At 64.3% G+C, this 20509-nt stretch carries 18 protein-coding genes; 10 read left to right on the plus strand and 8 right to left on the minus strand.

Annotated elements, in window-relative coordinates:
* Nucleotides 1-10 precede the first annotated feature (10 nt).
* Both acnA and GCN78_RS01320 read left to right on the plus strand, forming a co-directional pair.
* Nucleotides 11-2731, plus strand: a complete 2721-nt coding sequence (gene acnA / locus GCN78_RS01315; RefSeq protein ID WP_152250061.1) for an aconitate hydratase AcnA — start codon at nt 11-13, stop codon at nt 2729-2731.
* A gap of 213 nt (nt 2732-2944) precedes the next feature.
* The gene (locus GCN78_RS01320; protein ID WP_152250063.1) at nt 2945-4198 is read left to right on the plus strand and encodes a DUF2863 family protein; all 1254 of its coding nucleotides are present in this window, start codon (nt 2945-2947) and stop codon (nt 4196-4198) included.
* A gap of 71 nt (nt 4199-4269) precedes the next feature.
* Here GCN78_RS01320 and GCN78_RS01325 read toward each other — a convergent pair whose 3' ends face one another.
* The gene (locus GCN78_RS01325) at nt 4270-4734 is read right to left on the minus strand and encodes a CYTH domain-containing protein (RefSeq protein ID WP_152250065.1); all 465 of its coding nucleotides are present in this window, start codon (nt 4732-4734) and stop codon (nt 4270-4272) included.
* Nucleotides 4735-4746: 12 nt separating this feature from the next.
* The gene (locus GCN78_RS01330; protein ID WP_152250067.1) at nt 4747-5868 is read right to left on the minus strand and encodes a M14 family metallopeptidase; all 1122 of its coding nucleotides are present in this window, start codon (nt 5866-5868) and stop codon (nt 4747-4749) included.
* 302 nt (nt 5869-6170) lie between these two features.
* On the opposite strand from GCN78_RS01330, the gene GCN78_RS01335 reads away from it, so the two are divergent.
* Both GCN78_RS01335 and GCN78_RS01340 read left to right on the plus strand, forming a co-directional pair.
* Nucleotides 6171-6833, plus strand: a complete 663-nt coding sequence (locus tag GCN78_RS01335; RefSeq protein WP_152250069.1) for a TetR/AcrR family transcriptional regulator — start codon at nt 6171-6173, stop codon at nt 6831-6833.
* Between the two features lie 96 nt (nt 6834-6929).
* Nucleotides 6930-7301 carry a hypothetical protein gene (locus GCN78_RS01340; protein WP_152250071.1) on the plus strand — a complete coding sequence of 124 codons (372 nt, stop codon included), beginning with the start codon at nt 6930-6932 and terminating at the stop codon, nt 7299-7301.
* A 60-nt stretch (nt 7302-7361) separates the two neighbouring features.
* On the opposite strand, the gene GCN78_RS01345 is transcribed toward GCN78_RS01340, so the two are convergent.
* Nucleotides 7362-8858 (minus strand): acetyl-CoA hydrolase/transferase family protein, encoded by a 1497-nt coding sequence (locus GCN78_RS01345; protein WP_152250072.1) that lies wholly within the window; start codon nt 8856-8858, stop codon nt 7362-7364.
* A gap of 160 nt (nt 8859-9018) precedes the next feature.
* Here GCN78_RS01345 and GCN78_RS01350 point away from each other — a divergent pair, with 160 nt between their 5' ends.
* Nucleotides 9019-9912 (plus strand): LysR substrate-binding domain-containing protein, encoded by an 894-nt coding sequence (locus GCN78_RS01350; RefSeq protein ID WP_152250074.1) that lies wholly within the window; start codon nt 9019-9021, stop codon nt 9910-9912.
* A 51-nt stretch (nt 9913-9963) separates the two neighbouring features.
* Here GCN78_RS01350 and fucP read toward each other — a convergent pair whose 3' ends face one another.
* Nucleotides 9964-11265: an L-fucose:H+ symporter permease gene (gene fucP / locus GCN78_RS01355; protein WP_152250076.1), complete on the minus strand. Its 1302-nt coding sequence runs from the start codon at nt 11263-11265 to the stop codon at nt 9964-9966.
* A gap of 382 nt (nt 11266-11647) precedes the next feature.
* On the opposite strand from fucP, the gene GCN78_RS30015 reads away from it, so the two are divergent.
* On the plus strand, nt 11648-11881 hold the full coding sequence (locus GCN78_RS30015; protein ID WP_152250078.1) for a DUF3563 family protein: 234 nt from the start codon (nt 11648-11650) through the stop codon (nt 11879-11881).
* Between the two features lie 97 nt (nt 11882-11978).
* Entirely contained in the window at nt 11979-12506 is a 528-nt protein-coding gene (locus tag GCN78_RS01365; RefSeq protein ID WP_193316566.1) for an NADPH-dependent FMN reductase, read from the plus strand.
* Between the two features lie 58 nt (nt 12507-12564).
* Here GCN78_RS01365 and GCN78_RS01370 read toward each other — a convergent pair whose 3' ends face one another.
* The 4 genes from GCN78_RS01370 to GCN78_RS01385 all read right to left on the minus strand — a co-directional run bounded on the left by GCN78_RS01370 (nt 12565) and on the right by GCN78_RS01385 (nt 17332).
* The gene (locus GCN78_RS01370; RefSeq protein WP_152250080.1) at nt 12565-14271 is read right to left on the minus strand and encodes a lactate permease LctP family transporter; all 1707 of its coding nucleotides are present in this window, start codon (nt 14269-14271) and stop codon (nt 12565-12567) included.
* Nucleotides 14272-14373: 102 nt separating this feature from the next.
* Nucleotides 14374-15819, minus strand: a complete 1446-nt coding sequence (locus GCN78_RS01375; RefSeq protein WP_152250081.1) for a LutB/LldF family L-lactate oxidation iron-sulfur protein — start codon at nt 15817-15819, stop codon at nt 14374-14376.
* Nucleotides 15816-16532: a LutC/YkgG family protein gene (locus GCN78_RS01380; RefSeq protein ID WP_152250082.1), complete on the minus strand. Its 717-nt coding sequence runs from the start codon at nt 16530-16532 to the stop codon at nt 15816-15818. Before GCN78_RS01380 ends, GCN78_RS01375 begins: the two co-directional genes overlap by 4 nt.
* Entirely contained in the window at nt 16529-17332 is an 804-nt protein-coding gene (locus GCN78_RS01385; RefSeq protein WP_152250083.1) for a (Fe-S)-binding protein, read from the minus strand. Before GCN78_RS01385 ends, GCN78_RS01380 begins: the two co-directional genes overlap by 4 nt.
* 152 nt (nt 17333-17484) lie before the next feature.
* Between GCN78_RS01385 and GCN78_RS01390 the strand changes: the two genes are divergently transcribed.
* The 3 genes from GCN78_RS01390 to GCN78_RS01400 all read left to right on the plus strand — a co-directional run bounded on the left by GCN78_RS01390 (nt 17485) and on the right by GCN78_RS01400 (nt 20494).
* The gene (locus tag GCN78_RS01390; protein ID WP_152250084.1) at nt 17485-18183 is read left to right on the plus strand and encodes a FadR/GntR family transcriptional regulator; all 699 of its coding nucleotides are present in this window, start codon (nt 17485-17487) and stop codon (nt 18181-18183) included.
* Between the two features lie 109 nt (nt 18184-18292).
* Complete coding sequence (locus tag GCN78_RS01395; RefSeq protein WP_193316568.1) at nt 18293-19393, plus strand: GGDEF domain-containing protein; 1101 nt, start codon at nt 18293-18295, stop codon at nt 19391-19393.
* A gap of 81 nt (nt 19394-19474) precedes the next feature.
* Entirely contained in the window at nt 19475-20494 is a 1020-nt protein-coding gene (locus GCN78_RS01400; RefSeq protein ID WP_152250086.1) for a helix-turn-helix transcriptional regulator, read from the plus strand.
* Nucleotides 20495-20509: the final 15 nt, after the last annotated feature.

Consider the following 20509-nt stretch of genomic DNA (forward strand, 5'->3'; position numbering starts at 1 on the left):
AGGAGAGGTCATGTCCCGCAACACTCTGAACACGCTCAAGGACTTTAATATTTCGGACAGCAAGAAGGGCAAGCTGTATTCCCTGCCTGCGCTGGAAAAAAGCCTGGGCATCAATGTCTCCCGCCTGCCAGTGTCGATTCGTATCGTGCTCGAATCGGTATTGCGCAACTGCGACGGCAAAAAAGTCACCGAAGAACACGTCAAGCAATTGGCGAGCTGGGGCCCGACCGCCGAGCGCACCGACGAGATCCCGTTCGTAGTGGCGCGCGTCGTGCTGCAAGACTTCACCGGCGTGCCACTGCTGGCCGACCTGGCAGCGATGCGCAACGTGGCCGCCAAGATGGGCATCAACGCCAAGAAGATCGAACCGCTGGTGCCGGTCGACCTGGTGGTCGACCACTCGGTCACCATCGATCACTACCGCGAAAAGAAAGCGCTGGACCTGAACATGAAGCTGGAATTCTCGCGTAACAACGAGCGTTACCAGTTCATGAAATGGGGCATGCAGGCGTTCGACACCTTCGGCGTCGTGCCACCGGGCTTCGGCATCGTCCACCAGGTCAACCTGGAATACCTGGCGCGCGGCGTGCACCACGCAGGCAAGAAAGCCGGCGACGTGTACTACCCTGACACCCTGGTCGGCACCGACTCGCACACCACCATGATCAACGGCATCGGCGTGGTCGGCTGGGGCGTGGGCGGCATCGAGGCGGAAGCGGGCATGCTGGGCCAGCCGGTCTACTTCCTGACGCCGGACGTCATCGGCGTGAACCTGTCGGGCGCGCTGCGCGAAGGCTGCACCGCCACCGACCTGGTGCTGACCATCACCGAACTGCTGCGCAAAGAGAAAGTCGTCGGCAAGTTCGTCGAATTCTTCGGCGAAGGCACGGAATCGCTGACCCTGACGGACCGCGCGACGATCGCCAACATGGCACCGGAATACGGCGCGACCATGGGCTTCTTCCCGGTCGACGAAGCGACCATCGATTACTTCAAGGGCACCGGCCGCAGCAAGGCTGAAATCGCCGCGTTCGAAGGCTACTTCAAGGCGCAAAACCTGTTCGGCGTGCCAAAAGCCGGCGACATCGACTACACCCGCGTGGTGGAACTGGACCTGGCATCGGTCGCTCCGTCGCTGGCCGGCCCGAAACGCCCGCAAGACCGTATCGAAATCGGCAACGTCAAGGCGAACTTCGCCGAGCTGTTCGCCAAACCGACGACGGAAAACGGCTTCAACAAGAATCCGGCCGACCTGGCTGCCGTGTACGAAACGACGAACGGCGTGAAAGTGTCGAACGGCGACGTGCTGATCGCCGCGATCACCTCGTGCACCAACACCTCGAACCCGAGCGTGATGCTGGCTGCCGGTCTGCTGGCCAAGAAAGCCGTGGAAGCCGGCCTGAAAGTCGCTCCGCACATCAAGACCTCGCTGGCCCCTGGCTCGCGCGTCGTGACCGAGTACCTGACCGCCGCCGGCCTGCTGCCGTACCTGGAAAAACTGGGCTTCGGCGTCACCGCCTACGGCTGCACCACCTGTATCGGCAATGCGGGCGACCTGACGCCCGAGCTGAACGCAGCGATCGCCACGCACGACATCGTCGCGTCGGCCGTGCTGTCGGGCAACCGTAACTTCGAAGCGCGCATTCACCCGAACATCCGCTCGAACTTCCTCGCTTCGCCACCGCTGGTCGTCGCCTACGCCATCGCCGGCAACATGACGCGCGACCTGATGACCGAACCTGTCGGCAAGGGCAAGGGCGGCAAGGACGTCTACCTGGGCGACATCTGGCCAACCTCGGCTGAAGTGTCGGCCATGATGAAGTTCGCCATGAACGCCAAGGTGTTCAAGGATAACTACGCCGACGTCAAGGGCGCGCCAGGCAAGCTGTGGGAAAAAGTCACCACCGTGTCCGGTCAAGTCTACAACTGGCCGAAATCGACCTACATCGCGGAACCACCGTTCTTCGACAACTTCTCGATGACGCCAGCGGCAGTGGCCACCGGCATCGAAGGCGCGCGCGCGCTGGGCGTGTTCGGCGATTCCATCACCACCGACCACATCTCGCCAGCCGGTTCGATCCAGGAAAACGGTCCTGCAGGCAAATGGCTGAAGGAAAACGGCGTCCTGAAAGCGGACTTCAACTCCTACGGCTCGCGTCGCGGCAACCATGAAATCATGATGCGCGGCACGTTCGCCAACGTGCGTATCAAAAACCGCATGATCCCTGCCAAGGCGGACGGTTCGGCGGTCGAAGGCGGCATCACGATTCACCAGCCTTCCGGCGAACAGATGTCGATCTACGACGCAGCGATGAAATATGTTGCTGAAGGCACGCCAACCATGGTCTTCGGCGGCGAAGAATACGGTACGGGCTCGTCGCGCGACTGGGCAGCCAAGGGCACCCAGCTGCTGGGCGTGAAAGCCGTGATCACCCGTTCGTTCGAACGCATCCACCGCTCGAACCTGGTGGGCATGGGCGTGCTGCCGCTGCAATTCATCGGCGACGACAGCGTGCAGACGCTGGGCATCACCGGCAATGAAACCTTCGACCTGAAAGGCCTCGAAGGCGAAATCAAGCCACAGCAACTGGCCACCCTGGTGATCCACCGCGCCGACGGCACCAGCGTCGACGTGAAAGTGCTGCTGCGCATCGATACGCCGATCGAAGTCGATTACTACAAGCACGGCGGTATCCTGCCATTCGTGCTGCGTCAACTGCTGGCCGAGTAATCAGCCCAGCTGTGATGTAAGATAAGAGCGCCGGTTTCGACCGGCGCTTTTTTTCGTCCCTGCGCCCCGTTCCGACTTGAAATTTCGACTATTGGCATGATCTAGGGACAGCTTACGTATTGCGTGCGGCTGAATCCTCTACAATACGGTTATAAGGGTTTATCATTGTTTGACTGATCCATTTTTTTCACTTTCCGAGACTCTTATCCCGCTATGCGTCGTCCTTCCAAAGATTCATCCCATAAACTGACTGCCGACAGCCAGCGCCTGGTCACCTTTGCCCAGGCGATCGTACAGGCAGCCAGCCGTCTCGAAGAGCGGTCCTGGGAACACAGCCTGGATACGCAGCTCCAGAAATTACTCAAAACCGGCCACCAGGACACCATCGACAACACCCTGGGCAGCTTGTTCAAGGAAGACTTGAACGCCTACGACGTGCTGATGGACTGCGTTGAAGCCATCAGCGAATCGACCGTCATCACGCATGAAGACGTGCGCTATGACGCCCTGCTGGTGGCCGTGCCCATCCTCGCGTGGACGCGCTTTTCCATCGCCTCGGGCCCCATGGCCGGCGACGCGCACGGCGTGCTGTCGGCACATTTCGCCGCCCACCTGCTGGCCGATGGCACGAAGATGGCCATGGCGCCGACCCTGTACTCGATCGACCAGCTGCCGCGCAGCCACGTCGAGACCTATGCCAAGACGCAGAAGCTGGCACTGGCCGCGCTGAAAGGCACGGCCGTCAAGCCATCCGCCAAAGAGGCGGAAACGGCGCCCTTCCTGGCCGACACGCGCTACCTGCTGGTGGCCGTGGTGGCCCCAAGCGGCGCGCCGCTGTTCCGCTGGCAGACGCCGGCCAGCCAGCTCGACTTCATCGCCGAGCGCAGCGCCGCGCTGGAACAATGGCGCACGCAGGCGACGCCGACCATCGCCCGCCTGCTGCCAGGCTGCGGCCTGGAATTGCTGCTGCCGGAAGCGTATTACGTGGCGTGCCGCGAAGCGGATAAGCTGATCCGTCCCGTCTCCGTGCGCGCCGCCGTGCACTACCTGACGCACACGCTGGCCATCGAGCCGTCGGAACTGCGCGCCGTCATCGCCGGTTTCGGCGAGGAAGCGGCCGATGGCCAGGTCGACGAGTACCGCATCGCCTTCACCCTGCGCCAGGCCCCGGACGTCATCTACGGCATCGTCTGGCCTTTATATGGCCAGGAAGACGAGGATGGCACGCCGGTCGAAGGCCTGATCCAGGTCGGCATCGCCGCGCTGGACAAGCAGAAGACGCCCGTCGATGAAATCATCGAGCACCTGAACGCCGCCGGCGTGACGCAGATCAAGCGCCACGCGGAACGCTTCGTCGGCGAGTACTGCGACGATTGCGGCGCACCGCTGTTTGCCGACCCGGTCGGCGAGCTGGCGCATGCGGAAATGCCGGAAGATACGCCGCAGGGCACGGAGCACTTCCACTAAATCGTACAGACGTAAAAAAGGCGGAACCTCGGTTCCGCCTTTTTCGTTTCAACAAGCTTGTTGACGCCTCGTCACCACTGCGAAAACGGGTGGCGGATCAGGTTCGCATTGTAGTAGCGCGCATCGCCCGACACTTCCGCGCCCACCCAGTCGGGCTTGTCGAATGGCTGGTCTTCCGAGGCCAGTTCGATCTCGGCCACCACCAGGCCCGCATTGGCGCCCTGGAACTCGTCGACTTCCCACACCATGCCCGCATGTTCGATGCGGTGGCGGACCTTTTCGATCAGCGGTTGTTCGCACAGGCCGTCGAGCAGTTCGGCGGCGTCGGCCAGCGGGATCGGATACTCCCACTCGCCGCGCGTCGCGCCCACGTTGGCGCCCTTGATGGTCAGCATCGCCTGCTCGCCTTCGATGCGCACGCGTACGACGCGCTCGCGCGCGGACGATAAATACCCTTGGCGCAACAGGACCGACTGGCCCAGGCCGCGCCAGGCGTCGCTGGCAAGCAAAAATTTACGCTCGATCTCGATACCCATGAACAACGCCGTTCAATCCAGCGACAGCAGGATAGGCTGCAGCATGGCCGCGCCCAGGGCCGCGCTGCGCGCGCCATTCCAGCCCACGGCCGGATCGGGCAGGTCGGCGTTTTCCTTGAACGGCATTTCCAGAGTCAGCGCCAGGCAGCCGAAGTGGTGGCCGATGTATTTCGACGCCAGGGTCAGCATGTCCGCTTTGTACTTGCTGGCCGCATAGCCGAACTTGTCCTGGAAGTCGGGGCTGGCCTGCTTGTAGCGCTCGATGAAGGCCTTCTGGTGCGCCGCCTGGGCCGGCGTGAAGTTTTCCAGCATTTCATTGCCGGCCACAAAGTTGTACGGCAACGCTTCGTCGCCATGGATATCGAAGAACATGTCGACGCCCGTTTCGTGGATCTTGTTTTTCACGCACAGCACTTCCGGGCTGGACGCCAGCGATGGCGTCATCCATTCGCGGTTCAGGTTGGCGCCTGCCGCATTCGTGCGCAGGTTGCCGCGGATGGAGCCGTCCGGATTCATGTTCGGCACGATGTGGAACACGGCGCGCTGCAGCAGTTTGCGCGCGATCGGATTGGCGTCGTCGAGCAGCGCGTCGATGAGGCCTTCGACGAACCATTCGGCCATCGATTCGCCCGGATGCTGGCGCGCGATGACCCAGATCTTCTTTTCCGCCTGCGGATTGCCGATGGTAACCATGTTCATGTCGCGGCCGTCGACCGTGCTGCCCAGGTCGGAGACGCGCGCCAGCGGATGCTCGGCCACTTCGCCCAGCAGGCGCAGATGGCGCTCCCACGAATACGGCTCGAAATACGCGTAGTACACGCTGTCGAGTTCCGGCGTGTGCGAGATCGTCATGACCTGGCCGTCGAACGAGGTCGGCACGCGGAACCAGTTTTCGCTGTCGTAGCTGGCCACGGCCTGGTAGTCTTCATAGCCGGCCGGATAGGTGGCCTGGCCCGCGTTCAGGAAGCGCAGCGTGCACGCCTGGCCACGCGCGCCCTGCAGGCGGAAGTGGAACCACTGGTGGATGTCGGCGTGGCTATCCTTGCGCAAGTTCAGGTCGATGGCGCCGGCACTGGTGGCGCTCACCACGTCGATGGCGCCCGAGTCGAAGTTCTGGCTGATTTTAATGGTCATGTAATGATCCCGTCCGAATGTAAGTGTTCCGGCGTTGCCTCGTGGGCGAGCGCCGTTGCGCTAAAAAACGCAGTGTAAGCTATCCCGCTATTTTCCGCCCTTTGCCCCCGTTCGCAAAGCCTGGTCCGGCGATTTATGCACCAATCCGGGGCATCGATGGAAAAGTGCCGGGCAAAAGCGCGAAAAATCGGTCAGCTGTTGCATCTACCGGACAAAAAACTGATTTGTAACAGCGGCTGACACATTGGCACCGGGTCGCCCCCCTATAATTCTTGCTTTCATAGAGTCGCCAGGAAAGAGTCGTGGACAAGAAGTTAACTAACATCCAGGAAAGAAAGTTACGCGAGGCTCAGGCGCGGCGCGAACACATCATCGACGTCGTCAAAGATCTCATCAAGAAGGGCGGCGCGCGCGCCGTCTCCATCCGCAAGGTGGCCGAGGCGGCCGGCTTTTCCACCACCGTCGTGTACGCCCTGTTCCGCGACAAGGCCACCCTGATCGCCCAGGCCATGGACAAGGACTTGCTGGAACTGGTGCGCGCCATGCACACGGCGTGCGCCAGCAGCGATGACCCGTGGCAGCGCATCAGCCTGGTCGGCCGCGCCTACATCGAATACGGCTTCCAGCATCCCGACGAATACTCGCTGATCTTCATGGAATTGCGTCCGCATGCGGAAATCGACGCCGTCGAAGTCGAACACGGCAACATCGAGCAAGACCCGTACGCCTATGCGCTGCACCTGTTCGGCGAGCTGGCGCAGGCGGGCCAGGTGCGCCAGGACGAGCCGGCGCTGCACACGATGACGCAAATCTTCTGGCAATCGCTGCACGGCCTCGTCTCGCTGCGCATCGTCATGGATGCGGGCGACCCGTGGACGCCGCACCCGGAAATGAACGCGCATATCGACGACTTGCTCGCTGTCGTCACGGCAGGCATCCGTTTGCGCTTTGCGCCGGCTGCCTGACGTTTGATCCAGCACAAATCACGCGGACTAAAAAAGCGGACAGTGGAGTGACGCCGCCTGCGCTGGTGCAGCGCGGCCCGCGCGAAGGAGGGCGAGATGAACGAAGCCTATGCCACGGACCTGCTTGACAAACAGCAAAGCGCGAACAATGCTGTACGGATGGAAGCGCGCCTGACAAAACTGGAAACGGACCGTGAGCACGACCGGCTATGGTTCAAGACGCTGGAACAGCGTCTTGGCGAAGGCTTGGACAAGGTGCGCACGGAATTGCATGACGAATCGCAGCTGTTGCGCGCCGACCTGACGCAGTTTCGTGGCGACCTGCGCGGCGACTGCCACGCCCTGCGCACGGAACTGGGCGACATCCGCAAGCACATGCACACCCACTTCCTGTGGTTCATGGGCATCCAGGCCACCACCACGTTTGCCCTGCTGGGCCTGGGCGCCAAGGCGCTGCATATGTACTGAATAGTGAAAAAGGCAGGTGCGGTGCTGTACCGCCCTGCCCTGTCCTGATGTTGGCGAAGCTTATTCAGCTATCAGCATGCTCTGCGTTTCCTGGTAGCGCGTATGCCACGACAGCGCCTCTTGCAGGATGTGCGGCGTGTGGCCGCCGCGCAGGCATGCCGCGTCGTAATACGCGCGCAGCTGATCGCGGTAATCGGGATGCGTGCAGCGCTCGATGATCAACGGCGCCCGTTCGCGCGGCGCCAGGCCGCGCAAGTCCGCATAGCCCCACTCCGTCACCAGCACGTCGACGTCATGCTCCGTATGGTCCACATGCGAGACCATCGGCACGACGCTGGAAATGCGTCCGCCCTTGGCCGCCGATTTCGACACGAACATCGACACTTGCCCATTGCGCGCGAAGTCGCCCGAGCCGCCGATACCGTTCATCATGTGCGTGCCGCACACGTGCGTGGAATTGACGTTGCCGTAGATGTCGAACTCGAGCGCCGTGTTCAGGGCGATGATGCCCAGGCGGCGCACGATCTCGGGATGGTTGCTGATCTCTTGCGGACGCAGCACGATTTTTGACCGGTAATGGTCGATATTGTCCATCAGCTTTTGATGCACGGCGGCCGACAGGGTGATCGACGAGGCCGAGGCGAACGCCAGCTGGCCGGAATCGAGCAGCTCGATGGCGCTGTCCTGCAGCACTTCCGAATACATCGTCATGTTGCGGAAAGGCGAGCCGATCAGGCCATGCAGCACGGCGTTGGCGATGGTGCCGATGCCCGCCTGCAGCGGCAGCAATTCCGGCCCCATGCGTCCGGCAGCCACTTCGCCTTGCAGGAAAGCGATCACGTGGCCGGCGATGGCCTGCGTTTCCGCGTCGGGCGGCAAGGCGTTCGACGGGCTGTCGGGGCTGTCCGTGATGACGATGGCGGCGATGCGGGCCGGGTCGATGGCGATGGCCGTGCTGCCCAGGCGCTGGTCGACGCGCGTGAGCGGTATCGGTGCGCGACCCGGCAAGGTTTGCGGAATATAGATGTCGTGCAAGCCTTCCAGCGCCAGCGGCGTGGACAGGTTGATCTCGATGATGACTTGGGTGGCCTGCTGGGCGAACGCGGCGGAGTTGCCCACCGACATGGTCGGGATGATGGCGCCGGCCGCCGTGATGGCCGTCGCCTCGATGACGGCGATGTCGACGGCCGCCAGGTTGCCCGAGCGCAGCTGCTCGGCCGTTTCCGACAGATGCTGGTCGATGAACATGACTTCGCCGTTGTTGATCTTGCCGCGTAGCACAGGGTCGACCTGGAATGGCATGCGGCGCGCCAGCACGCCCGCCTCGGCCATCAGGCCGTCGCTGCCATTGCCCAGCGACGCGCCCGTGATCAGGGTCAGGCTCAGCGGGTCTTGCAGGGCGCGCTCGGCCAGTGCGCGCGGCAGGGCCTTGGCGTCGCCGGCACGGGTAAAGCCGCTCATGCCGACACGCATGCCGTTGTGGAACAATTTGGCTGCCTCATCGGCGCTCATGATTTTACTGAGCAAGCCTGGGTGGCGGATACGGTCCTCGTACATCGTGATGCTCCTGATATTCTTAATATTCTCAAACTGGATGGCTGTCATACACCAACCCCATAAGTGGATTCAGTATAAAATCCCGACCACATGTATGGCATGAATTAATTTCGTCAAACCCAGTCGATATTTTCATGCCCTGCCAACGCCGAGCACCCTCTTGGATATCCGTTCCCTGCGCTATTTCGTCGAAACCGTACGCCTGTCGAGCTTTACGCAGGCGGCCGAATCGCTGCACCTGACCCAGTCCACCATCAGCAAGATGGTGCGCCAGCTGGAAGACGAGGTGGGCGCGCAATTGCTGGTGCGCGACGGGCGCAAGCTGACGCTCACCGACACGGGCCGCATCGTCTACCAGCACGGCCAGGAAATGCTGGCCAATATGCGCCAGCTGACCTTGGAAGTGCGCGACACCCAGGCCTTGCAGCGCGGCAGCCTGACGGTGGGCATCCCGCCCATGATCAATCTGCTGTTTACGCCGGTATTGAAGGCCTTCCGCGCGCGCCACCCGCACATCAGCCTGACCCTGCAGGAAGACACGGGCCAGCAGATCGAGCGCAAGGTGGCGGCGGGCGAGCTGGAAATCGGCATGACGGTGCTGCCGGCCGATCCGGAACTCGATCTCGTGGCCGTGGAAGTGGCCAATTACCCGATCTGGGCCCTGGCCGAGCCGGGCACGTTCCAGAAAAACCGCACGACACTGCCCTTCAAGGCGCTGGCCGACTTGCCGCTGGTGTTATTGAAAGACGATTTCGCGCTCACGCGCAGCCTGCGCCAGCATTTCGCGCAGGCGGGCTTCACGCCGACCATCGCCGCGCAGAGCGGCCAGTGGGACTGGCTGGTGGCGATGGCGTCGGCGGGCCTGGGCGTGGCCCTGCTGCCCGAGCCGTTCATTCACCGCCTGGCCGGCGAACCGTTGGAAGCGGTGCGCATCGTCGAACCGGAGGTGGCGTGGCAGGTGGCGCATATCTGGAGCGGGCGCTACCTGTCGCATGCGGCGCGCGCCTGGCTCGAGGTATGCCAGGACGTGCTGGGCACGCCGTTCGCGCACTGACGCAAAAAAGGGTGGCCGAGGCCACCCTTTTATTGATCGCGACAGCGCGGCTTATTTGGCGTCGTCGTTGTACATGCTGGCGTACTTCCAGCCGAAGTACAGAATGAAGGTGTAGCACAGGGCCGGCACGAGGAAGGACAGCTGCAGGTTGATATGATCGGCCAGGAAGCCCTGGATGAACGGCACGATGGCGCCGCCGACGATGGCCATGCACAGGATGCCGGAGCCTTGACCCGTTTGCGCGCCCAGCTTGTTCAGGGCCATGCTGAAGATGGTCGGGAACATGATGGAGTTGAACAGGCCGACGGCGATCAGTGCCCACATGGCCGTGTGACCGCTGGAGAACACGGCGACGAGGATCAGCGCGATGACGACGGCGGCGTTGAAGGCCAGGGTCTTGCCCGGGCTGACATAGCGCATCACGGCAAAGCCGACGAAGCGGCCCAGCATGGCGCCACCCCAGTAATAGCTGACGAAATAGGCGGCGTCGGCGTGGCTCAGGCCCGCGATATGGCTCTCGCCCAGGAAGTTGATCAGGAAGCTGCCGATGCTGACTTCACCGCCCACGTACAGGAAGATGGCCAGCGCGCCCAGCACCAGGTGGCGGTGCGACCAGATCGAGACCTTGTGGCCATCCTGCGCCAGGGCGGCCGCATCGTCGGCATGCGAAATCTTCGGCAATTTTGCCAGCGCGAACAGCACCGCCAGGATCACCAGGGTGGCGGCCAGCACCAGATACGGGCCTTGCACGGACGCCGCTTCCTTGGCGCGGTAAGCCAGTTGTTCGGCCGCCGGCAGCAGGTCGAACTGCTGCACCGTCAGCACGGTGCCCGACAGGATCAGCATGCCGCCCAGCGCCGGCGCCACGGTGGTGCCCAACGCATTGAACGCCTGCGTCAGGGTCAGGCGGCTCGACGCCGTCTGCGGGTCGCCCAGTTCCGTCACGTACGGATTGGCCGCCACTTGCAGCACGGTGATGCCGGCCGCCAGGATGAAGAAGGACAGCAGGAACAGCGCATAGCTGCCGGTGGACGCCGGGTAGAACATGGCGCAGCCGGCGGCCGCGATCAGCAGCCCGGCGACGACACCGCGCTGGTAGCCGATTTTCTTGATCAGCATGCCGGCTGGCAGCGAGACGATGGCGTAGGCGCCAAAGAAGCAGAACTGCACCAGCATCGCCTGGACGTACGTCAGGGTGTAGATCGAGCGCAGATGGGGAATCAGCACGTCATTGAGCGAGGTCAGCAGCCCCCACATGAAAAACAGCACCGTGACAATGATCAGGGCGCCCGTATTGTTTTGCGTGCCGGCCTGCGCGGACGATGCGCCCAGGCCTTGCTTTACGTATTCCATACCTTCTCCATTTTTCAATTCCAAGTTGATCGCGCCAGGCATGGAAGCGTTTCCACCCGGGCAGCACCAGGACGCGCAAGCGCCACGCAGATATCAGCGTGGGCCATGACTGCCATCAGCGATACAGGGCAGGCATGGCATCGCGCGTGCGGCACGCCTGCGGGCTGCGTCTGAAAACAACATCCAGGACAAAACGTCTTGTAGTAAAACTACGATACCGCGCCGGCATTATGCCTTAAAGCCCCGTATTGCGCAGCTTTCCCGCCTGTTATTTGAAAAATGAATAGCTGACATTTGAAATCAAAAGTAGCCTTATAACTTGGAATCGCTATACTTATATTGCAGTGCAGCACAACGCGGCACGCCACTTAAGGAGTCTGCCATGTCTACCGCATTTACTTATCACACCACGCAAAACAGCAATATCGTCGCCACCCTGGTCCACGCCGCCAAGCGCGTCGGTGCCTGGCTGAACCACAGCAGCGACCGCCGCGAACGCGCTTACGAAGAAGCCTACCTGGCCGAATCGACCGACCGTTACGATCTGGAATACCGCATGCGCGAACTGGCCCGTGCCAACCCGCAGCCTACCTGGATGAGCGGCCTGAGCCGTTAAGAGCAACGCAATATCCAGCCACTCTGGCTGTTGCAACAAACGATAGCGCCATCCTGCTCGCCTTGCGCTTGAGCACAGGATGGGCTATACAGGCGGAATGCAAACGCCCATCACCATTCTCGCCATCGCCGGCAGCCTGCGCGCCGCCTCGCTGAACACCGCCCTGCTGCACGCCATCGCCCGGCTTGCCCCAGCGCCATTCGACATTCGCATCTATCAGGGACTCGGTGACCTGCCGCTGTTCAATCCCGACCTCGACGCCGACCGCCTGCCGGCCGTGACGGGCCTGCGCGACGCCATCCTGGCGGCCGACGTGCTGCTGCTGGCCAGCCCCGAATACGCGCACGGCGTGAGCGGCCCCATGAAAAACGCGCTGGACTGGATGGTGGGAAATGAATCGTTCATCGACAAGCCGCTGGTGCTGCTGAACGCCTCGCCGCGCGCCACGCATGCGCAGGCGGCGTTGCGCGAAACGGTGCGCACCATGTCGGCGCGCCTGATCGACGAGGCCTGCATCAGCCTGCCCCTGCTGGGGTCGGATCTCGATGCGGACGGCATCGCCGCGGACCCGGCATTGCGCCGGGCCCTGCTCGATATGCTGCAGTGCATCAGGTCATTTTCATGACCCTTTGCACGTTTTACTATCATTTCATCTAGTTTTACTACGTACTTCTACGGACCGCTCAGTGCGGGATCATGCCGGTGAATACGTACGCCTGCAGCATGGTGATGATGCCGATGATGATGGCGAACAGCAGGCTGTGTTTCAAGGTAAAACGGAACAGGTCCGATTCCTTGCCCACCAGGCCCGTTGCCGCGCAGGCGACGGCGATTGATTGGGGCGAGATCATCTTCGCCGTCACGCCGCCCGTCGTATTGGCCGCCACCAGCAAGGTGTCGGACACGCCGATCTGGTGCGCCGTGGTGTTTTGCAGGGAGCAGAACAAGGCGTTCGAGGACGTGTCGGAACCCGTCAGGAAGACGCCCAGCCAGCCCAGGAAGGGCGAGAAGAACGGGAACGCGGCGCCGCTGCCGGCCAGCAGCAGGGCCAGGGTGGACGACATGCCCGAATAATTGGCAACGAAGGCGAACGCCAGCACCAGGCCGATCGACAGCACGGGACGGCGCAATTCCACCACGGTTTCCACGAAGGCCTCGGCGCCATCGCGCGGCTTCATGCGCAGCATCAGCATCGACAGCACGGCCGTCAGCAGGATCGCCGTGCCCACGGCCGACAGCAAATCGAGCTTGAACACGGCGTCATACGCCTTCGGCGCGGCCACGATGGGCATGGTCTTGATCACCAGCTGGTCAAGGTAGGGCACGTGGATCTTGATGACCAGGCTGGACAAGGCGCCGCCGGCCGAGAACAGGGCCTTGAAGCCGGGCAGGCTCCACACGGTGACGATGGCCGTCAGCAGGCCGAACGGCGCCCAGGCGCGCATGGTCTGCGCCGTCGTGTAGGGCGAGGCGGCGCGGCTGCCGCTGCCGCGCAGGTCCGCCTTGCCGGCGCCACCGCCAAAACCGGACAGCGCAGCCGTGCCGCCGCCGACGGCATGCGCCACTTTCGCATTCTTCGGCTGCCACACTTTCAGGAACAGGGTCAGCGACACCAGGCTGACGAGGGCCGAGGTGATGTCCGGCAGCTCGGGGCCGATATGGTTCGACGTGAAGTACTGGGTGACGGCAAAGCTCAAGCCCGTCACCAGCGCGGCCGGCCATACTTCGCGCACACCGCGAAAGCCATCCATCATGAACACCAGCCAGAACGGCACCAGCAGCGACAGCAGCGGCAGCTGGCGGCCCGCCATGGCGCCGATCAGGAACGGATCGATGCCCGTCACCTGGCCCGCCACGATGATGGGAATGCCCATGGCGCCAAAGGCCACGGGCGCCGTATTGGCGATCAGGCACAGGCCCGCCGCATACAGCGGATTGAAACCCAGGCCCACCAGCAGCGCCGACGTGATGGCCACGGGCGCGCCGAATCCGGCCGCGCCCTCCAGGAAGGCGCCGAAGGCAAAGCCGATCAAGAGCACCTGCAGGCGCTGGTCATCCGTCACCGACAGCACGGAGGCGCGGATGATCTCGATCTGCCCCGTCTTGACGACGATCTTGTACAGGAAGACGGCCGTGACGATGATCCAGGCGATCGGCCACAAGCCATATGCGAAGCCGTAACCGGCGGCCGCCAGCGCCTGCGGCACGGGCATGCCGTACGCGAAGATGGCCACCATAAGCGCCAGCGCCAGGGTGACGGCGGCCGCCACGTGGCCCTTGATGCGCAGCGCCGCCAGGGCGATGAAGAAGAAAATGATGGGAACGGCTGCCGCCAGCGACGACAGCCACAGGCTGCCGAGCGGAGTATAAAGTTGGGTCCAGGTTTGCATGTCGGGTCTCCTCCGGTGGATGCGGGTTGATTGAAAAAACGGCTTTTGATGTAATTGTGTGTAGCGTGTTTTTCGCGGTGCTGCGGTGCTGCGGGGGCCGGCTTACTCCTCCTGCCCGCGTGCATTGAGCAGGTCGGCCAGGCTGCGCGGCGCCGGCGTCAAGGGCTTGCGGTGCTGCGTCCAGCCCAGTTGCGCGCGCGGCGTCAGCAGCCGCAGGCGCGTGGCGGCCCAGCGGAACAAACGGTAGCTGGCGGGCCGCGCGAAGGCCCCGCTCCAGAAGCGCCAGATCAAGCTTTCGCCGCGGCTGAACTTGGCGCCCTGGCCGCGCAGCGGATGCGCCACCTGTTCCTGCGGATTGCGGTTGGCCTCCGTGCGCAGGCGCACCAGCAACTGCGGAATCGGGATGCGCACGGGGCACACTTCGCCGCAGGCGCCGCACAGGCTCGACGCCGTGGCCAGGTCGGCCGTCGCGTCCAGCCCCAGCAAGTGCGGCGAAATGATCTTGCCGATCGGCCCCGGATACGTGGTGCCATAGGCGTGGCCGCCGATGCGCGTGTAGACGGGGCAATGGTTCATGCAGGCGCCGCAGCGTATGCACTGCAGGGTGGCGCGCAGCTGCTCGTCGGCGTAGGCCTGGCTGCGGCCGTTGTCGAGCAAGACCAGGTGCACCTCGCGCGGGCCGTCTTTTTCACCTTCGCGGCGCGGGCCGGAAATCAGGTTGAAATACGTGGTGATGGCCTGCCCCGTCGCCGAACGCGTGAGCAAACTGGCCAGCGGCACGATATGTTCGAGCTTGGCCACCACTTTTTCCATGCCCATGATGGCGATATGGATCTCCGGCACGGAGGTCGTCAGCCGTCCATTGCCTTCGTTTTCCACCAGCCACAGGGTGCCCGTGTCGGCCGCCGCGAAGTTGACGCCCGACAGGCCGATGTCCGCCTCGACGAAAGCCTGGCGCAGGGCGCGCCGGCCCGTCTGGATCAGGCTGTCGACGTCTTCCGTGTAGGGCGCGTCGGGAATGTGCTCGGCGAACAGGCCGGCGATGTCGGCTTTCGTCTTGTGAATGGCCGGCATGACGATGTGCGACGGCTTTTCGCCCGCCAGCTGCACGATGTACTCGCCCATGTCCGACTCCAGGCAGGTCATGCCGCGCGCTTCGAGGTAGTGATTGAGCTCGATTTCCTCGCTGGCCATCGACTTGCCCTTGATGAAGCGCGTCGCCTTGGCCTTTTGCGCGATGGCGTGGATGATGGCATTGGCCTGTTCGCCATCCTCGGCCCAGTGCACCTGCACGCCGGCCGCCGTCAGCTTGTCTTCCAGCTGCACCAGCAGGTCGGGCAGGCGCGCCAGCGCGTGCCGGCGCACGGCTTCGCCGAGGTCGCGCAGGCGTTCCAGCTCGTCGCCGTCGGGAAATTGCGCCGTGCGCTTGTCCTGTAGAAAATCCATGGCGCCGCGGAAGCTCTGGCGCAGTTTCGGGTCGTCCAGCGCGGCGCGGGCGCGCGCATGGAAGTCCGCCGGCTTGACGAATTGCAGTGGCTTGGCGTTCATGGCTGGCCTCCTTCCCGGACTGACAAGTCATCGATGATCAGCACCCACAGCCAGCGCGGGCCATGCGCGCCATAGGCCAGCGTCTGCTGGATGTCCGACGTTTTCGAGGGCCCCGACACCAGCACCAGGTTGGCCGGCATGCCGTCCGCCCAGCGCTCGGCGCGCGCCGCCGCCTGCAAGTCCGCATGCAGGGAACTGGCATACACGAGGCAGATGTGCAGCGGCGGCGCCAGCGACACCGTGCGCGGTGTGGCCGCGTCGGGCGCGATGACCAGGGTGCCCGTGGCGGCGATGCCCGAGCGGGCGATGGTGAAACCGGCATCGACGGTGTCGAACAATTCGCCCTTCCACTGCGCCAGCGGACGCTCGAAAGACAGCGCTTCCACGCCAGCGGGCAAGGCGGCGCGCAAGGCCTGCCCTGCGGCGCTGCCGGTATCCATCAGCACACGGCGCGCGCCGTGCGCGTCCAGGCGCTGCGCCAGCAGGGCGGGCCAGGCATCGGCACGCACGCAATCGACATCCGCATGCGCGGCGCGCAGGGCGGCCTGCATGGCGGCTATCCGGCTCTGTGGCGACAGCGGCGCCTGCGCGCGGCGCGCCAGGTAGTGCCGGTCGATGGCCGTATCGATGACGTCCACCGCCTCGGGCGCGGAGGGGGCGGCGGCGCGCAGGCGTCCCAGCATGCGTTCGCGGGCGCTCAAGGCCGCGCTCATGCTGCGCCTCCCGTGCGGCGCCACAAAAAGCTGGCCAGATGTTCGACGGGCAGCGGCGCGCCCTGGTGCTGCGCGGCGTGGCCGATGTTGAGCAGGCAGCCGCAGTCGGCCGAGACGAGCCGGTCGCAGCCCGTGGCGCAGGCCGAGGCGATCTTGTCGCTGACCATGGCGCCGGAAATGTCCGGGTGTTTCAGTGAAAACGTGCCGCCGAAGCCGCAGCATTCCGATTCGCGCTGGTGCTCGATGCGCGTCACGCCAGGCAAGGCGTCGAGCAGGGCCACGCCGTGCACCCGCGTGCCCATCTCGCGGCGCGCGCCGCACGAGGTATGCAGCACCACGTTTTCCTCCTGCTGCCCCGCACCAGCCAGACCGGCCAGGTCGAGCTTCAGCACGCAGACGAGAAATTCGCTCAATTCATACACGCGCTCGGCCAGTTCCAACGCCTTGGGGCCGGCCACCGGGTCATCCTGGAACAGCTGCGGCCAGTGGTGGCGCATCATGCCGGCGCAGGAACCGGACGGCACGATCACGGGCCACGGCTGCGCAAACAGGTCGAGCTGGGCGCGGGCCACGGCGCGCGCCTGTTCCGGGTTGCCGCTGCTGTAGGCGGGCTGGCCGCAGCAGCTCTGGCCGCGCGGATAATGCACCAGCAAGCCTTCCCGCTCCAGTAGGCGCACCGCGTCGAGCCCCGCCTGCGGCACGAACAGGTCGACCAGGCAGGTGGCGAACAGGTACACCTGGAGCGGTGCGGGCGGATAATGGCGTGGGGCGTGGCGTGGCTGGCGCGGGTCTGGCTGCATGAGTGTGTCTCCCCGGCGCTCTGTGTGTTGCTGCGGCGCCGCTGTGTGTTGTTAAGAATGACCGGTTCACGCATAATTCCAGCTTCCGCGAGCCACTTCAAATTGCTCGGACCACTTTAAAACAACACCGGAAGACAGCGATGGCGACAGGCATGCAAACGCGGGGCAGGGTCGAGATGGTGATGCGCAGGCTGGAGACGGCCCTGCTGGACGGCAGCTTGCCGGCGGGCGCGCAACTGCCGGCCGAACGCCTGCTGGCGCAGCAATATGGGGTTTCGCGCAACACCGTGCGCGAAGCGGTACAGCGGCTGGCGGCGCGGGGACTGGTGCGCAGCCGGCGTGGCGCCGGCGTGTTCGTGACGGATCAGCTGCGCACGGGCATGGCGTCGCCGTGGAGCCAGCTGGTGGCGGACCACCCCGCCCTGCGCGACGATATCCTGGAATTTCGCCGCGTGCTGGAGGGAGCGACGGCCTATTTTGCGGCGCAGCGGGCCAGCGGGGACGAGCGCGCGCAGATCATGGCGCTGCTGGCCGAGCTGGAACAGGCGCGCGCCAGCGACGACAAGCACGGCGAGGCGCAGGCCGACGCGCGCCTGCATGAAGTCATCGCGCAAGCGTCGCACAACACCATGTTTTTGCACTTGCACACCAGCATCATCGGCATGCTGCGCGAACACATCACCATCAATGGCACGGGCTTGCGCCAGCAGGACGAGGCCACTTCGCTGCAACTGCTGTCGCAGCACCGCACCCTGTGCGAGGCCATCTGCGCCAGCCAGCCCGAGGAGGCGCGCACGGCCATGCAAGGCCATATCGATTTCGTGCGCACGCGTGTCACCAGCGACGAATAAAGGTCACTGGTAGGACCAATCAAGATGACGAACATGGTCGGCAATGCGTCGTGGCTTGTCGCAGGGCCGGGCAAGAATGGAGTCCCGATTCGCCATCCGACAGGTTTCCATGCATCTGCACCATGCAACTGACGATATCCGCAAGCCGGCGCCGCTTCCCTTGCCGGCGCGCTTGCACGATCCGCAACAGCAAGCGGCGCCTCTGCGCCTGGCGCCCGCCTGCGACACGCACGCCTGGCCGTTGCTGGCCCTGCATGCCGGCGCCAGCGCCGCCTTTGCCGCCGCGCTGCTGCCGACCGCCGGCTGGCCGCTGGCCCTGACCTGCTGCCTGCTCATCCTGGTCCTGCTGCTGCGGGCCGTGCGCGCAGCAGCGACACAGCCTGGCCGCAGCGCCTGCGGCACCGCGCTGCTGGCGCTGGACCTGATCGTCTTCCTGCTCTGCTATGCCTTGCGCGAGACCGATGCCGACTGGCACGCGACCGCCTTTTGCCTCCTGCTCGCCGCACCCTATGCCGGCCTCACGCGGCATCTGCTGGACGGCGCCGTCCTGGCCATCGTGGCGAGCCTGGCCTGGTTCGGCCTGCAGGATGACTTTCAGGCTGGCAGCGCCGCCACCTTGCTGCTGCTCAACCTGAGCGGGATCGTTGCCGGCCATGGCCAGCAGCGCCAGCGCCGCGCGCACCTCCGGCGACACGCCATCCTCGCCGAGCAGGCCGTACGCGACCACCTGACCGGCTGCTACAACCGCCGCTATCTCGATGAGCACTTGCTGGGTGCCGAACTTGCGCGATCACAACGCCATGGCCTGTGCCTGACGGCCATCCTGTGCGATCTCGACCACTTCAAGCGCATCAACGACGCCCATGGCCATGCCGCAGGCGATGCCGTGCTGCGCACCTTTGCCGCCCTGCTCGGCAACGCGACGCGGCGTGGCATCGACAGCGTGGTACGCCACGGCGGCGAGGAATTCCTCCTGATCCTGCCGGAAACGGACCTGGCAGGCGGCGTGCGCCTGGCCGAACGCCTGCGCGCCGGCCTGGTGCGGCACATCGGGACGACGGCCAGCTTCGGCGTCGCCTCCCACGTCTGCGCGCCCGACAGCCAGGCACCCGACGCCGCCGCCCTGGTCGCCGCCGCCGACAGCCTGTTGTACCAGGCCAAGCACGCGGGCCGCGATTGTGTCAGGGCGGCCATGCTGGATGCCCTGTAATTGTCATCGGATCAATGTTACCATTCGATAACTTGTGTACTAATCAGTACACATCCTGCCACTGAATTGAACGGAACCACCATGTCTGCACACGCGCCCCGCCCCTCCACCATCATGCGCCAATGGCAAATGCTGCGCCTGATACCGCAGGCGCCCCGCACCATCACCGCCAACGAATTGCACGACAAACTCAAGGCCATCGACTTCGCCATCGGCGTGCGCACGATCCAGCGCGACTTGCTGGATCTGGCCGAGATTTTCCCGCTGACCAATCCAGCCGACAGCAAGCCGTTTGGCTGGTGCTGGATGGAAAATGCGGCGCGCATGGACATGCCGGGCCTGTCGACGCCTGCCGCGCTGACCCTGGCCCTGATGGAACAGCACATGCGCCATGCGTTGCCGCCATCCACCCTGGACAGCATGCAGCCGTATTTCAGCGCGGCGCGCCAGACCCTGAACGCCGCCAGCGAGCGTGCCAGTGCGTCCGCCTGGCTGGGCAAGATCCGCGTCATCGCTCCCATGCAGCGGCTGCTGGCGCCCGACATCGACGAAGCTTGCCAGCGCACCGTGTATGAAGCGCTGATGCAGAACCGCCAGCTCAAGCTGACCTACAAGAAGCGCGATAGCGACAAGCTCGTCAGCTATGACGCCGTCCATCCGCTGGCCATCGTGCAACGTGGCCAACTGCTCTATCTGGTATGCCTGTTCGCCGACTACAACGACGTGCGCACCCTGGTCCTGCACCGCGTGCAGCAGGCGGAAATGCTCTTCCTGTCCGCGCGCGCGCAGCCAGGCTTCGACCTCGACGCGTATATCGCCTCCGGCGCCATGGGCATCCGCGATGGCGAACCGCTGCGGCTCGAAGCCGTGTTTGCCCGGCGCAGCGGCGAACACCTGTATGAGACGCCGCTGAGCACGGACCAGCAATTGCAGGAACGCGACGATGGTACGCTGCACCTGACCGCCACCGTGCCCAGCACGCGCGAACTGCGATGGTGGTTGCTGGGCCTGGGCGATGGCGTGGAAGTGCTGGCGCCCGCCGCGCTGCGCGAACAGATGAAAAGCACCATCGCCAGCATGGCCAGCCGCTACGCCAGCTGACGGCGGGCCCCGGCG

The sequence above is a fragment of the Janthinobacterium rivuli genome (assembly GCF_009208735.1).
Classification (GTDB): Bacteria; Pseudomonadota; Gammaproteobacteria; order Burkholderiales; family Burkholderiaceae_D; genus Janthinobacterium.